Annotated in this window: 13 protein-coding genes and 1 pseudogene; 4 read left to right on the forward strand and 10 right to left on the reverse strand. The window is 50.2% G+C overall.

Annotation, left to right across the window (positions count from 1 at the left end):
• From ACLR2L_RS08080 to ACLR2L_RS08090, 3 genes and pseudogenes are all read right to left on the reverse strand, one after another.
• A pseudogene (locus ACLR2L_RS08080) lies at positions 1–325 on the reverse strand (hypothetical protein); the annotation flags it as partial.
• 27 nt (positions 326–352) lie between these two features.
• Positions 353–1,252: a GNAT family N-acetyltransferase gene (locus ACLR2L_RS08085; RefSeq protein ID WP_413367250.1), complete on the reverse strand. Its 900-nt coding sequence runs from the start codon at positions 1,250–1,252 to the stop codon at positions 353–355.
• A 93-nt stretch (positions 1,253–1,345) separates the two neighbouring features.
• Positions 1,346–2,527: a M20 aminoacylase family protein gene (locus ACLR2L_RS08090; protein ID WP_413367252.1), complete on the reverse strand. Its 1,182-nt coding sequence runs from the start codon at positions 2,525–2,527 to the stop codon at positions 1,346–1,348.
• Positions 2,528–2,780: 253 nt separating this feature from the next.
• On the opposite strand from ACLR2L_RS08090, the gene ACLR2L_RS08095 reads away from it, so the two are divergent.
• From ACLR2L_RS08095 to ACLR2L_RS08105, 3 genes are all read left to right on the forward strand, one after another.
• Positions 2,781–4,241: an aldehyde dehydrogenase family protein gene (locus ACLR2L_RS08095; RefSeq protein WP_413367254.1), complete on the forward strand. Its 1,461-nt coding sequence runs from the start codon at positions 2,781–2,783 to the stop codon at positions 4,239–4,241.
• A gap of 30 nt (positions 4,242–4,271) precedes the next feature.
• Complete coding sequence (locus ACLR2L_RS08100) at positions 4,272–5,594, forward strand: NAD(P)/FAD-dependent oxidoreductase (protein WP_413367256.1); 1,323 nt, start codon at positions 4,272–4,274, stop codon at positions 5,592–5,594.
• A gap of 311 nt (positions 5,595–5,905) precedes the next feature.
• Positions 5,906–7,039 (forward strand): exo-alpha-sialidase, encoded by a 1,134-nt coding sequence (locus ACLR2L_RS08105; RefSeq protein ID WP_413367258.1) that lies wholly within the window; start codon positions 5,906–5,908, stop codon positions 7,037–7,039.
• A gap of 60 nt (positions 7,040–7,099) precedes the next feature.
• Here the strand turns inward: ACLR2L_RS08105 and ACLR2L_RS08110 are convergent, their stop codons facing one another.
• From ACLR2L_RS08110 to ACLR2L_RS08130, 5 genes are all read right to left on the reverse strand, one after another.
• A complete protein-coding gene (locus ACLR2L_RS08110; RefSeq protein ID WP_140957669.1) occupies positions 7,100–7,825 on the reverse strand; it encodes a DUF4198 domain-containing protein in 726 nt (241 codons plus the stop codon).
• A 17-nt stretch (positions 7,826–7,842) separates the two neighbouring features.
• Positions 7,843–8,400 carry a hypothetical protein gene (locus ACLR2L_RS08115; RefSeq protein ID WP_413367260.1) on the reverse strand — a complete coding sequence of 186 codons (558 nt, stop codon included), beginning with the start codon at positions 8,398–8,400 and terminating at the stop codon, positions 7,843–7,845.
• A complete protein-coding gene (locus ACLR2L_RS08120) occupies positions 8,397–9,086 on the reverse strand; it encodes a HupE/UreJ family protein (RefSeq protein ID WP_413367262.1) in 690 nt (229 codons plus the stop codon). The genes ACLR2L_RS08115 and ACLR2L_RS08120 overlap by 4 nt, the downstream gene beginning before the upstream one ends.
• Before the next feature lie 9 nt (positions 9,087–9,095).
• Entirely contained in the window at positions 9,096–9,476 is a 381-nt protein-coding gene (locus ACLR2L_RS08125; protein ID WP_140957674.1) for a hypothetical protein, read from the reverse strand.
• Between the two features lie 475 nt (positions 9,477–9,951).
• The gene (locus ACLR2L_RS08130; protein ID WP_413367264.1) at positions 9,952–10,227 is read right to left on the reverse strand and encodes a metal/formaldehyde-sensitive transcriptional repressor; all 276 of its coding nucleotides are present in this window, start codon (positions 10,225–10,227) and stop codon (positions 9,952–9,954) included.
• A 78-nt stretch (positions 10,228–10,305) separates the two neighbouring features.
• Here ACLR2L_RS08130 and dmeF point away from each other — a divergent pair, with 78 nt between their 5' ends.
• A complete protein-coding gene (gene dmeF, locus ACLR2L_RS08135; protein ID WP_413367266.1) occupies positions 10,306–11,349 on the forward strand; it encodes a CDF family Co(II)/Ni(II) efflux transporter DmeF in 1,044 nt (347 codons plus the stop codon).
• 12 nt (positions 11,350–11,361) lie between these two features.
• On the opposite strand, the gene ACLR2L_RS08140 is transcribed toward dmeF, so the two are convergent.
• Both ACLR2L_RS08140 and ACLR2L_RS08145 read right to left on the reverse strand, forming a co-directional pair.
• On the reverse strand, positions 11,362–13,137 hold the full coding sequence (locus tag ACLR2L_RS08140; protein ID WP_413367268.1) for an ABC transporter ATP-binding protein: 1,776 nt from the start codon (positions 13,135–13,137) through the stop codon (positions 11,362–11,364).
• Positions 13,137–13,964, reverse strand: a complete 828-nt coding sequence (locus tag ACLR2L_RS08145) for an ABC transporter permease (protein WP_413367270.1) — start codon at positions 13,962–13,964, stop codon at positions 13,137–13,139. The genes ACLR2L_RS08140 and ACLR2L_RS08145 overlap by 1 nt, the downstream gene beginning before the upstream one ends.
• Position 13,965 lies beyond the last annotated feature (1 nt).

Raw genomic sequence — 13,965 nt, forward strand, 5'->3', positions numbered from 1 at the left:
CTTTATGCAGGTTGGCATAAAAGTCAGGCTGAATGCCTTTGAATGCAGTAAGTCCGGTATGACTTACTACAACGGGAAGATAAACATGATGTGAGCCGTGGCAGTGACAACAATGGTGGCAATCAAAATCAGTCGCTTCCCCGGCGAAACCTGCTGAACTCAACTCAGTTTGCCCGGATTGTTCAGCACTGTGCTCATGTTCAAAACTGACGTGCTCAGTACCGGCCTGATGCGAAGCGTGATTATCAAAGGCAGCACTGGATGCCTGCGTAGCGAATGCCAGCAGTATGCATAGTACCCAGTTTTTTATTGCCCGTGTTATCACCTACCCACTCCTAATGCATTGCAATCGCTAGCCGAAAGCCTGCGACGCCAGGCTGTATACCTGGGAATCAGATGCCTGCTGCGCCAGCCATTCACCTTTTACCATTAAGCTTACCTCATCGACTTGCTGCAAACCAAGGTCAGTTAACCAACCTTTCAGGTCACTGGCGTGTTCGGTAAGGTCAAAACGCACAAATGCTTTTGCTTGCTGAAGTAACGCTGCCGCCAGAGCTTTTGCTACACCACTATCGCTGGCAACCACCGGGCCAATCGTTTCGCCACGTCCGCTCTCGCGGATAAATGCATAACCCAGCGCTTTGCCATTTTGTTTAGCAATAACACAACGGCCTCGCGCCATTAACGCTTTGAGCAAGGCACTGCGGTCGGCCCGAAAGGCCTGATTGTCCAATTCAATAACGGCTGACAGTGAACCCGCGTCGACCTCTGAGATCTCGATGTCATCAGAAACCTCAGGCTTTGTAGCTAGCTCACCCTGAACCTGATAAATAGTGCTTCGAACAGTAAACCCACACTGTTCATAAAGACGCTTACCGGCCACAGTAGCCACCAGCTGCAAATTGCGCTCACCGGTTTGTGCCATCACGGTATTCATTAATGTGCGGCCAAGCCCCCGGCCTTGCATGGCATCTGGCACAACCACCAGACCAACCGTTGCACAGCTCAGGCTGGAAGTGCTGGATGAGGCAGTAGTATTCGTGTTCAGCGCAGGATAATCCCACCACAAAATACAACCTACGATCTGAGGTGCAGATAGTGCATTGTCTGAATCAAGGTTCGCTTCGATTACGCTGCCATTACCCAGTTCAAAATGTAACTGCCAGTCTATTAGCCTGTGAGGCCATTTGACCTGTTGGGTAAACGACAAGCATACCGGTAAATCGGCCTCGGTCATGCTACGAATTGACATTGCTATCTCAGACTTCACAAAACTGCCTTTAACACTGTATTAATGAATAAATAGTACCGGTGCAGCGCAAACATATGCTGCTGTAAATCCCCATTATTCGGTACGATCTTCTTTTTCGCTTAAATAATCTTCTGCCAGCGCAACCAGCAACTGAATGCCCGTAGCGAGTACATCATCATTGAAATCATAGTGTGGATGATGCAGAGGAATGGTGGGTTGTTCAGTCCCCTGACCCAGCCAGATGTACGCCCCCTCGCAAGCTTGCGACATGAAAGCAAAGTCTTCTGAGGTAAAGGCAGGTTCGGGGGCTAATTGCGCATTGCCCACACCGGCAGCGACTTCCAGCGCTCGCAAGGCCGCCGATTCGTGATTGATGGTAGCCGGGTAATAGCGATTGTATTCCAGTGAAATATCCGTACCGGTAGCCAGTGCCACGCCCTGAATCACCTGCCGAATAGCCTTTTCAATGGTATTTTGCACTTCCGGATCAAACGTTCGAACCGTGCCGGTTAAGCTCACGCTGCCCGGCAGCACGTTGTGCGAACTGCCACCTGCTATTTGTGTTACCGACAACACCGCGGTAGAGGTGGGGGCAATCCTACGTGACACAATCGTGTGAAGCTGAGTAACCAGTTCACTGGCCGCAAGAATGGCATCGGGTGTTTGATGCGGCGCAGCGGCGTGGCCACCTTTTCCTTGCACGCGAATGCTGAATTTATCGGCTGCCGCCATAATGGGGCCGGGTCTTGTTGCAATGGTTCCCGCGGGTAAGTCCGGCCAGTTGTGCAGCGCATAAACGCGGTCACACGGGAACCGTTCAAACAGCCCATCGTCTATCATGGCTTTTGCGCCCGCCTGTCCCTCTTCTGCGGGCTGAAAAATAAAGTGTACAGTGCCATCAAATTGCTGCGTTTTCGCCAAATATTGCGCGGCACCAAGTAACATAGTGGTGTGACCGTCATGCCCACATCCGTGGAATACGCCATCGTGGCAGCTGGCATAGGGCAGCCCGGTTTCTTCCTGAATGGGCAACGCGTCCATATCGGCCCGCAAACCGATTGAGCGTGTGCCGTTGCCCACTTTTAAGCTGGCTACCACGCCGGTTTTACCCACGCCGGTTGTTACCTTCAGGCCAGCTGAAGCCAGAGCCTCAGCCACTTTTCTTGCTGTTGACACCTCTTTGTAAGCAAGTTCAGGGTGCGCGTGAATATCACGACGGAACTCGATCAATGGTTTGATTAACGCATCAACATCAGGCAGTGTTTTAAAAGGCATGTGGTGTCCTTGTGGCTGCCCTTTTGGCGAATCGGGCTTTCAGCATCATGGAAATATCGTTCAACCATTCTAGCGCCAATCAAAAAGTGATATCGACTGCTTTACGCGCCAGCTTTTAATATAATTTGCTGTTCGGTCACTCAAAGCAGCAACCCATGCTGCTGTCATCCCCCTATACTGTTCATCATTGGTCAGTAGGTCGTAACAATGCAGTAGATTGTGCTGCATCCAGAATCAACGGAACAGAATTACCATGACGCACCCGGTAGACGAGTTAAAAACCCTTGGCAGGCTGCAACAGGCGTACATAAATGGTCAATGGGTGCAGGTTAGCTCTTCACGCACGCATGACATAATTAACCCTTCGGATGAAAGCCTGATTGGCGAACTCGCATTAGGCAGCGCCAACGATGCCGAGACTGCTATAAAAGCCGCTGCTGCTGTGTTTCCGGCCTGGAGTCAAACATCAGTTGACGATCGTTTGGCAGTGCTCGACGGCGTGATTGCACTTTTCGAAGCCCGCGCTGAGCAATTAGCCCAAATCCTGTCTACCGAAATGGGCGCGCCGATTAATTACGCCCGCACAGCTCATGTGCCACTAGCCCTGGCCCATTTGCAGGTTGCTCGGGATAATCTGGCCAGTTACGAATTTACACAGATGCGCGGCACTACCGCCATTGCGCGCGAACCCATTGGTGTTGCGGGCTTAATCACGCCCTGGAACTGGCCGCTGTATCAAATCACCGCCAAAGTCGGTCCGGCAATTGCCACGGGTTGTACGGTTGTGCTCAAGCCCAGTGAACTATCGCCACTCAGTGCACTGGCTTTCGCTGATATTCTGCATGATGCCGGTGTGCCAGCCGGCGTATTTAATCTGTTGAACGGTGATGGCCCAGAAGTAGGCTCCGTGCTATCCAGCCACCCTCTTGTGGATATGGTATCGATTACCGGCTCCACCCGCGCTGGCATATTGGTGGCACAGGCTGCAGCACCTACGGTAAAACGTGTTGCGCAAGAGTTAGGCGGTAAATCGCCTAATATCATTCTACCCGATGCAGATCTACAGGCTGCTATTGGTCCAGGTGTTTTGGCCTGTATGCGCAATAATGGTCAGTCGTGTAGCGCGCCGACCCGCATGCTGGTGCCACGCGAAAAACTGGCAGAAGCCGAACAACTGGCAATGGAAGCCGTTAACACTATTGTGATTGGCCGCTCAGACAACGAGACAGCCACCCATGGCCCGCTAGCCAACCGCGCTCAATTCGAGCGGGTGCAGTTAATGATTGAAAAAGGGCTCTCGGAAGACACCAAGTGCCTTACCGGTGGCGTGGGAAGACCAGATGGATTTGATGCGGGCTACTTCGTGCGCCCCACCATCTTCAGTGAAGTAACCAATGACATGGCGATTGCTCGCGAGGAAATTTTTGGACCGGTGCTGTGCATGCTCCCCTATGACTCGGTGGACGAAGCTATCGTAATTGCTAACGACACCGTTTATGGCCTCGCCGCCCACATACAGTCTAAGAATCTAAATGAAGCTCGCCGTGTAGCGCGTTTAATCCGCAGTGGCCAGGTGCATATTAACTATCCGGCCTGGGATGCCCATGCGCCATTCGGCGGCTACAAGCAGTCTGGTAGTGGTCGTGAATTTGGCCTGGAAGGCTTTGAAGAATATCTGGAAACCAAAGCCATCGTTGGCTTTGGTGAAGCATAAACGTATTGTTATGAGAGTTGAAGGTACAGCATGACCCCGACGTTAAAGAAAATTGCCAGCAATGAAACATTGCCTTCTCAGGCCGATGTCGTTGTTATTGGTGGCGGTATTATTGGTGCTTCTGCCAGCTATTTTCTGGCGAAGCAAGGTTACTCGGTTGCTTTGATCGAGAAAGGATTGGTGGGTGCTGAACAATCGAGCCGAAACTGGGGCTGGTGTCGTCAGCAAAACCGTGACGCACGGGAGCTCCCCACCTCGGGACTCTCCATGCGTCTGTGGGACGAGATGACTGAAGATCTGGGTCAGGACCTGGGTTTCCGCCGCTGTGGCCTTCGCTATGCCACGGATGATCCCCAACAATTGGCTGAATGGGACAGCTGGCGAGAAGTCGCAAAACAATTCAACGTTAACACCAGAATGTTAAGTGCCAAAGAAGCCAACGAGATGATTCCGGCCAACGGGCGCACCTGGTTAGGCGGCGTACATTCGATTGATGACGGCAAAGGTGAACCCGCCATCGCCGCGCCTATGATTGCCGAAGGTGCACGCCGTTACGGTGCCACCATTCATCAGCAATGTGCGGCGCGCGGCATGGACATTACTAACGGCAAAGTAGAGGCTGTGATCACCGAAAAGGGCACTATTCGTACCCAGCGCGTATTGTGTGCAGCAGGCGCCTGGGCATCAACATTCTGCAGCCATCACGGTATTCGGTTTCCTCAGGCTAGCGTTAGGCAAACCGCGTTTCGCTCCAAACCTATTGAGAATATCGGTGAGGCCATTTACCCCTCCGGAGTGGCCCTCACTCGCCGTTTAGATGGCAGCTACACGGTAGCACTCAGTGGCACGGCATTGCTGGAATTTACGCCACAGGGCATCCGCTTTGCCAAAGAATTCATGCCGATGTTTATGAAACGCATTAAGGCAGTGCAGGTTAACCTGGGAAGCTCGTTCTTCAAGGGCCCGGAAGCCATTAACCGCTGGAAGAATACCGGCCCTTCCCCCATGGAAGCCATGCGGATACTCAACCCGGATCCTCACGGTAAGAATATTAAGCAAACACTTCACGCCGTTCGTAGCCTGTTTCCGGCACTTAAGAATATTGAAATTGCCGAAAGCTGGGGCAGTTACGTCGATTGCACACCTGATGCCGTGCCGGTCATGTCTGCTGTTGATAGTTTGGAAGGATTCTATTTGGCAGCAGGCTGCTCAGGCCATGGGTTTGGTTTAGGACCTGGTTTAGCCAAGGTTGCGGCGGATTTAGTGGTTAACAACACACCACTTATCGATGCCACGCCATTCAACCTGTCGCGCCTGAACGACGGCTCTAAAATCGAAGTCGGCGCAATCTAAGCCCGCCGCAAGTAAAGTGTTCTCCCAAAGCGGTCTGTGTTCTGAAAAGACACCAACCGCTTTTTTTACACCCCAACTTCTGGACACCCACACTTTTTGGGACACCCATGTTTTTTTCACAGTTAGGAAGCCAACGAAGACGGTGGGTGTCCACAAATTCAAAGCCATAGCGAATGGCAGGCGTTTTGTGTTATACCAGCGCAATTAAGCTAAAAATCACGGCGTTGGGCATGGACGGTTTTATCTCAAGACATCTTTCATTTGAATGTAAAACGTGGGTGTCCAGAAATTGCTTCAGAACTGTCGGGCGCATGTTCGCGGTGGTGGCTTTACTGCCTTTTTCTATTTCCGCTGTTGCGGCGGATGTGCAACTCATACCCGAAGGCGCGCTGTCAGCCGAGGCATTAGCCAGCTTACCGCGTGCACCACAAGTGACTCACCATACGGTATTTAAAGGTAAGCCCGGAGCGCAATACAATCATGGCGCGGTGATGATTACTCACAAAGGGCGCTATTTCATGCAATGGCAGAGCGCTACTCAGGATGAAGATGCACCCGACACCCAAGTTTTGTATGCCATAAGTGAAGACGGCGAACACTGGTATAAGCCGCGCGTCATGGCCGGTTCCGGCAATGGCACTCTGATCACTAATGGCGGGTGGTGGTCGGATGGCGACACACTGGTAGCCTACTTCAATGTCTGGCCGAACAAGCAGCTCCAAACGTCTGGCAATGTTCTTTACAGCACCTCCACCGACGGCCTGGTATGGCAACCGGCCAAACGTCTTAAAATGGCCGAAGGCACTGACGTTAGCGGCATCATTGAACAAGACCTCCACACTATACCCAGCGGCCGAATACTGACCACACTACATCGCTACCCTGGTTTAATCGCAACCCCAATGTACACCGACAATCCCTCGGGCACAGGCGGATGGCAGCTTGGCGAACTTCCACACCTGCCATTTGAAGGCAAAACCAGCCGGGAAATTGAGCCAGCCTGGTTCAGCACCAACAACCAGCTGACCATGGTGTTTCGCGATCAGGCATCCAGTTTTCGTGTGCTAAGGTCTACCAGCAATGATGACGGAGAACACTGTAGCCTGCCTCAGATCACCAATATGCCCGACGCCAGAGCTAAATTAAGTGCGGGCAATCTGCCCAATGGCTGGACCTTTATCGTAAATTGCCCGAGCGATAGTAAAACCCGAATGCCACTGGTACTTAGCCTGAGTGAAAACGGCAAAACCTTTAACCGTTTTTTTATGTTGCGAAACGCAGCTTCCAATATCCCCATGCGCTATGAAGGCAAATACAAGCGGGTAGGATTTAGCTATCCCAAAAGCTGGGTTACCGAGGACGCACTTTACATTGCGTATGCTGAAAACAAAGAAGATATTGTTGTGACTAAAGTGCCGTTAAACGCGCTGTTTAAAACAAAATGAAACTTCGCAGAAAAAGCCGGCTAACCCAATAAGCTAACCGGCTATACACTACTTACTTAATCATTCAGGCGCGTGAGGCAATACAAACGATAGTGTTGCAAGGTATTCGTACTTATCGATGACCTTAGGGCGATCTGTAGGTGCTTCATACACCGCTACCACTACATTCAACCCCTGATTACGGATCGGAAACGTCACCTTGCCGTCTTTATCAGACACAACTGGCTCAGCATCCGGGTCGTTCACAAAGTCATTCTTAACCAACGCACCCGCTACAGGCTTGCCTTTGTGTAATACCTGATAAGTCTGCATTTCACCACTCAGCAAAGGGAACGAATCACCTACCGGCACAATTTGAAGTACCTGTGTCGGTAGAGCTGGCACTTTACGCAGCGGGCCACGAAGGTGTACAGCGTACTTGATGGTTTCTTCACTTAAAATCGCATTAGGTACTTCGTCGCGGCCTTTACCGATCCAGTGGCCTTCGCCAGTATTACTCCAAATACCGTTATTCAGCACTGCCGATACAGCAACCGGGTAATCATCACTGGTTACTAACAACAAAGGGCCGGTAGGTGTTAATTCAACATCTACACTGTCCCAATCTTCATCAAAACCTGAAACAGACCCAATTTTAGGTAAACGCAATACCGCATCTAAATCATCGGCCCCCACCCCATAAATAAGGGCCAGCTGCTTTGAGCGTTCAGCAAACCAAATGCCATGCGCACTAGCCTGTGCTGATATCAGCGCAGCGAGCGCCATCACAGTAATCTTCTTCAACATTGTTGTTTCCTTATTCGCTATTTTAGTGTTTTAACTGATTGATAAAATCCCGCTACGGTAATCGTTACGGTGATAGGAGAATCGGTATTATTTTGCCAGTACCAGCCATGAGTACCGTGAAAAGGCGCTTTGAAAATACCTTTGTCTGATGAAATCGCATTGGACTTTTTATAGCTGGTGAACTCGTCGGTATCCCCCACAACTTCACCATGCATATCCATATAAAGTTCGCCGCCATCGGTTTCCCAGGTAAAGCTAAAGCCGTTACCTTCTTCTGTTAAGGCTTTTACTTCCACGCCTTCATAATCAGGAATTTCAACGGTCAGCGTATGGGTTTGCCACTCGCCCTCACCTTGCGCAAACGTGAAGTCATTTTGTGGTTCCAGGGTCATTTCTTCGACTTGCACGTTATTACTCATACCGGTTAATCCAAGGATCGCACCCACGCCGGAAGGATCTTTGTTGTATTCAGCAGGCAGTATTACCGTTACCGAAAGAACTACCGCAATCACAGAAGCAATGGCGAGCCCTTTTATAATTTGCTTATTTGTCATCTCGACGTGTTGCGTGGTCATACGGTTCCCCACATATATCCGGAAAGTTGAAAGATTGTCAGCATCAGGCCGGCCGATACCAGCGCCAGATTTGAAACAAAGGCGTAACGCATAAAGGCGCTGCTTTTACGCAGTAAAATGACCAGCATTAACATGCCGAACAACGCAATCATTTGCCCCATTTCCACACCGATGTTGAAAGAGATAATGTTGCCCACCAGCCCGTCGTTAGACAGGGTAAAGTCTTGTAATTTGGTGGCTAAACCAAACCCGTGAAACAACCCGAATACCAGCACCGCAGCCTTGTTGTTAATGGTAAATCCACAAAATCTGGGGAAAAATCCAATGTTATCGAGCCCCTTATACATCACCGATAAACCAATAATGGCGTCGATGATATAGGCGTTGATGTGAATACCAGACAACACACCAAACAACAGGGTGATACTATGGCCAACCGCAAACAGCGTGACGTAAATACCGACGTCTTTTAGCCGGTACAAAAAGAAAATCACGCCGAATAAGAACAGCAGATGGTCATATCCGGTAACCATATGCTTAGCGCCCAGGTAGATGTAAGGTATGATCTGTAGTCCGGTGCTGTTTTCCAGAAACGCCCGGTCGCCATCGGCCACACCGTGGGCAAGTGCCAACGGTGTAATTACCGTTAGCAACAGACCAATCAGAATGAAATGAAGCGTTCGCATCACGTTTGCCTACAGCGAGTACTTGCCGACGATTTTTGACACACCGTCCTGCAAGGTAAGCATGGCCAATACGGTATCGCCAACGTTGAGTTTAGCCGGGCCGGTAAACAAATTACTGTTAGACGCCGCTACCTCAACCAACTCTTTTCGGTTTTCGCCTTTAATTTTCAACTGTAGCTTCAGTTCACTGGCATTCAGTGGTTCGCCATCATAAAACACCCATACTTTTACAGAGTCCGCTTCTTGCTTCAGCTCGAACGAATACTCCCCAACAATTTTCACAATACCGCCAAACTGAGGTTCGGTATTGCCATGTGCCAATACAGGTAAACTGGCTACCGAGCCACCAAACAAGGTGGTAAGTAATAACATCACGGGTAATTTGCGCATCTCTGACTCCTTAGTGTTTATTGCTTTTGCTGTTTTCGGGTAATGTTATTGAAATGAGTACTGTTTCAGGCACGCACCCAAATAGGGTGGTTTAAGCATGCTTACAAAGACTCAAAGGTCTGTACGAATTTCGTACCTTGCTTAGTAGTCTTTCACACTCCAAGCCCAAGCAAATTTCATTTTTAACAATCTCCAAAGCACATTCTGCTGTTAGCGTGAATATGCCAATGCTTCCTGCTAATGCCTTCGTGTCGAAGCCAAAGCGACTTGCTGAGTGCTATTTGGTAGGCGTAAAGGTTTGAAGGGTATGACGGAATAAATTAACGGCGCTTACGCAATGGAGAGAGGAAGACGGAGTAAGGTGAAGACAGCAGGAAGATAGACAGACATTGCTTATTTCACACTTAATAATGACAACAGAATTGAGCGTTAGACCTGTTTATTTAACCAACAGTTGCCAGTTAATCGCGATTCTCTATCGCAAATATGACTTGAGTAACTTGCTCAACGCGTCAATTTCATCGTTGCGCTGCATATCAGTCAGATCAGGATTGCCCAGGTGGGCACGAATATGATCATCTAAAATGGTGGTCATCAGGCCGTTCACTGCGCCTTTTATAGCAGTCACCTGCTGCAGAATAGCCAGGCACTCGGTGTCTTCGGTTAGCGATTTTTCCACCGCATTGAGCTGACCGCGGATTTTCTTCACCCGGGTAAGCAACGCTTGCTGGTTATTTTTAATATGCGCCATGGTTTTCGATCATCAAAATGGTATACTGGGGTATAGTATAACAGTCGATACAAATCAACGAAAGAGTAATACAGCGCCATGACTTCTCATCACCACACACACCATCATGAACACGACGACTGTAACAGTACGTCGACTGGCGACTGGCGCCATGCCCACAACTACTATGTAGACACCCAGTCCGCCGAGAAAAAGATAAATCTGGTATTCTTGCTCACCACGGTCACCATGGTAGTGGAAATTGTTGCTGGCACCTGGTTTGGCTCTATGGCGTTGCTAGCCGACGGCTGGCATATGTTTACCCATTCCGCTGCGTTTGCCGTGTCGATGTTTGTGTACTGGTATTCCCGAAAGCATCGCAACAGTAGTGCATTTGCGTTTGGTACCGGTAAAGTGAATGCGCTGGGCGGTTTTGCCAGTGCCGTTGCCTTGGGCACCGTTGCGCTGATGATGCTGATTGAATCTACAGAACGATTATTCTTACCTGAATCGATTAGTTTTAACGAAGCAATTGTGGTGGCTATTGTTGGCTTTATTGTGAACGTTGCCTCCGTGTTCCTGCTGCATGACGATCATCATCACCACGGGCACTCGCACAATCATGCTCATGGCCACAGTCATGGACACTCACACAATCATAGTCATGCTCATGATCATGATCATGATCACACACATGAACATAACGATCATCACCACGATCACAATTTAAAAGCCGCCTACTTTCACGTATTGGCCGATACCCTTACTTCCTTGCTGGCCATAGCAGCACTGATACTGGGTAAATATTACGGCTGGTTATGGGCGGATGCACTGATGGGGATCGTTGGCGCGGTGGTGATAGCCAAATGGGCCTGGCACCTGATTTCAGACAGCAGTGCCATGTTGCTCGATAAATCGCTTCACGCTGAAAAACTGGAAGTGATTGCCGAACATATCGAGAAAACCGGTGAAGCCAAAGTCACCGACTTTCATTGCTGGCAGCTATCGGGCAAACATGTAGCAGGTGTATTAACAATAGCCACTACCAGCGACAGTAAAGCAGAGCATTACCGTGCAGTCGTGTCTGGACATCTGGATATTGATCACCTCACCATTGAAGTTAATCGCGTTGATTCCCTGTAACCGAAAAACCGGTTACAGGATTATTTCTCTGTGACACAAAATACGCTTGCCCTCTGGTAACTTGTGTTCAGGGGGCGGCGAACTGTCGCACTTGCCCTGAATACTCACAGCGCAACGATTGCGGAACCGGCATAGGACATCATTTGGCGCAATGCGCACAGTAAGCTGCTCATGAGGAGCGGATTTCGTATCCAGCCACAATGGGTCCAGCGTGGGCACACTGCTTACCAGCAGTTCAGTATACGGATGATAAGGCCCGGCCCGGAACGCTTTGCCACTGGCGTGCTCTACTTTTTTACCTTTGTACAACACCACCACTTCATCACACAGGCTTTTCACGGTGGAAATGTCATGGCTTATAAACACAACGGCAATATTGAGCTTCTGTTGGAGCTCTTTGAGCAAGTCCAGAATCGCGGCAGCCACCACAGTATCCAGCGCCGATGTCACCTCGTCACACAAGATTACCGTCGGCGCAGCAGCCAATGCACGGGCCAGGTTAATCCGTTGTTTTTGCCCACCAGACAGCGCACCACATTTTCGATGGGCCAAATCAGTAGGCAATTTCACCAATTCAAGTAGCTCTGCCACGCGCTCTGCACGTGCCCGGCCAGTTAAACCGTGAAAAAAGGTTAACGGCCTGCCCAGAATATCACCCACTTTATGGGCTGGGTTCAGCGCGGTATCTGCGTTCTGAAACACCATTTGGATGTGCTGACACTCAGCTTTACTGCGTTCATCAATTGCTGGCTTGAGCTCTTTGCCATTTAGCAACATGTAGCCTTTTGCGGCAGGCAGCAGGCCCGCAATGACACGGGCGAAAGTCGACTTACCAGACCCCGACTCCCCAATGATCCCAACGGTTTGCCCTTGCCTGACTTTTAGCGAAATATCTGACAGCACAGGAATTTCTACTGAACCATCGCGCAAGATTTTACCGTAGCCCGCTTCAATGTTGGCCACTTCCAGCACCGTGTCGTGCTTAGGGTTATCCTGAAACGCTTCACTGTCCTGAACCGCATTCAATAATTGGCAGGTGTAAGGATGTTCGGCGTGATTCAGAATTTGGCTGGTAACATTGTTTTCCATCACCTTGCCATGCTGCAGCACCAGAATCCGGTCTGCCATCTGCGCAACCACCGCCAGATCATGAGATACGTACACAGCGGTGGTGTTATAGGCTTTTACCGCCGCTTTAAATGCTTTGAGTACTTCCACCTGCGTAGTCACATCCAATGCTGTAGTGGGTTCATCAAAAATCACCAGCTCTGGTTCACAAATCAGTGCCATAGCCGCCATTAAGCGTTGCAGTTGGCCACCGGATACTTCATGAGGATAACGGGCACCAATGGTTTCCGGCTCCGGCAATGCCAGTTGCTTAAATAAATCAACCGCTTTTACTTTCGCCTGCTCCCGGCTTAGTACACTGTGCATCAGCGCACTTTCAATGACCTGCTCCATAATACGGCGCGACGGGTTAAACGCTGCTGCCGCACTTTGCGCAACATACGCAACCTTGCGACCTCGCAGATCTGCCAGTTGCTTATCATTGAGTGAAAGCATGTCCACATTGCCCACCTTCACTGAGCCACCACTCAAGCGACAGCCAGGCCGTGCATAACCTAATAGCGACAATGCAATTGTAGTTTTCCCCGAACCAGACTCGCCAATGAGCGCCAGTACTTCGCCGCGCTTAAGAGTAAAACTCACATCGTGAACAATGGTTTTGGGCGACTCAAGTGGGCCAACGTCTACGCGCAGCTGATTCACTTCTACGTGGTTCGTCATTATTTACTCCCCGCTGAATAAGTCGCGCTGCCGCGCAGGCTGTCGATTAACAAGTTCACAGCAATGGTGATAGTGGCGATAGCAATCGCAGGTACAATCACCGCGGGCGCGCCTTCCGCCAGACCCGAGATATTTTCCCGCACCAACGAGCCCAAATCAGCCTGAGGCGGCTGCACCCCCAAGCCAAGAAAGCTCAGGCTACTTAACAGCAACACCACAAACACAAAGCGCAAGCCAAAGTCGGCCAACATAGGGTGCACAATATTCGGCAGGATTTCTTTCACCGCAAGATATACGCGACTCTCACCGCGTGTGCGCGCCACAGTCACAAAGTCCATGTTAGCCACATTCACCGCCAGCGAACGCGCCAAGCGGAACGAACCGGGCATGTAGCTGATTGCCGTAATCGTAAGCAGAATCGGCACAGACGAGCCAAACGCAGCAATCATAACCAAGGCAAAAATCTTGCTGGGAATAGAAATCAACGCGTCCATAAAACGGCTGATGGTTTCATCGGTGCGCCGATGGCTCACTGCCGCAAACAAGGCAATAAAAGTACCTGTTGCACAAGCAAGTCCGGCTGCCGCCAGGGGAATAAAAATGGTATAGCGCGCACCGTCTAACAGACGGCTTAATACGTCACGCCCCAGGTAGTCGGTACCCAACCAGTATTTACCGCTGAATGATTCAAACACATCATAGGCCACCAGCTCACTGGCAGAATAAGGCGTAATAAATGGGCCCACGATGGCAAGTACAACCCAGAAGACCACCAGCAACAGACCAAGCTTTCCCGACACCGGTAACGCAGAGAGTTGAGACCGCATA

The organism is Alteromonas sp. AMM-1, from assembly GCF_047290655.1.
Lineage (GTDB): Bacteria > Pseudomonadota > Gammaproteobacteria > Enterobacterales > Alteromonadaceae > Alteromonas > Alteromonas mangrovi.

Excerpts from the sequence above, each read along its gene's own strand:
- ACLR2L_RS08110 (WP_140957669.1), bottom strand. The coding sequence starts at position 7,825 with ATGTTGAAGAAGATTACTGTGATGGCGCTCGCTGCGCTGATATCAGCA.
- ACLR2L_RS08095 (WP_413367254.1), top strand. The coding sequence starts at position 2,781 with ATGACGCACCCGGTAGACGAGTTAAAAACCCTTGGCAGGCTGCAACAG.
- ACLR2L_RS08140 (WP_413367268.1), bottom strand. The coding sequence starts at position 13,137 with ATGACGAACCACGTAGAAGTGAATCAGCTGCGCGTAGACGTTGGCCCA.
- ACLR2L_RS08090 (WP_413367252.1), bottom strand. The coding sequence starts at position 2,527 with ATGCCTTTTAAAACACTGCCTGATGTTGATGCGTTAATCAAACCATTG.
- ACLR2L_RS08115 (WP_413367260.1), bottom strand. The coding sequence starts at position 8,400 with ATGACCACGCAACACGTCGAGATGACAAATAAGCAAATTATAAAAGGG.
- ACLR2L_RS08085 (WP_413367250.1), bottom strand. The coding sequence starts at position 1,252 with ATGTCAATTCGTAGCATGACCGAGGCCGATTTACCGGTATGCTTGTCG.
- ACLR2L_RS08145 (WP_413367270.1), bottom strand. The coding sequence starts at position 13,964 with ATGCGGTCTCAACTCTCTGCGTTACCGGTGTCGGGAAAGCTTGGTCTG.
- dmeF (WP_413367266.1), top strand. The coding sequence starts at position 10,306 with ATGACTTCTCATCACCACACACACCATCATGAACACGACGACTGTAAC.
- ACLR2L_RS08130 (WP_413367264.1), bottom strand. The coding sequence starts at position 10,227 with ATGGCGCATATTAAAAATAACCAGCAAGCGTTGCTTACCCGGGTGAAG.
- ACLR2L_RS08105 (WP_413367258.1), top strand. The coding sequence starts at position 5,906 with ATGTTCGCGGTGGTGGCTTTACTGCCTTTTTCTATTTCCGCTGTTGCG.
- ACLR2L_RS08100 (WP_413367256.1), top strand. The coding sequence starts at position 4,272 with ATGACCCCGACGTTAAAGAAAATTGCCAGCAATGAAACATTGCCTTCT.
- ACLR2L_RS08120 (WP_413367262.1), bottom strand. The coding sequence starts at position 9,086 with ATGCGAACGCTTCATTTCATTCTGATTGGTCTGTTGCTAACGGTAATT.
- ACLR2L_RS08125 (WP_140957674.1), bottom strand. The coding sequence starts at position 9,476 with ATGCGCAAATTACCCGTGATGTTATTACTTACCACCTTGTTTGGTGGC.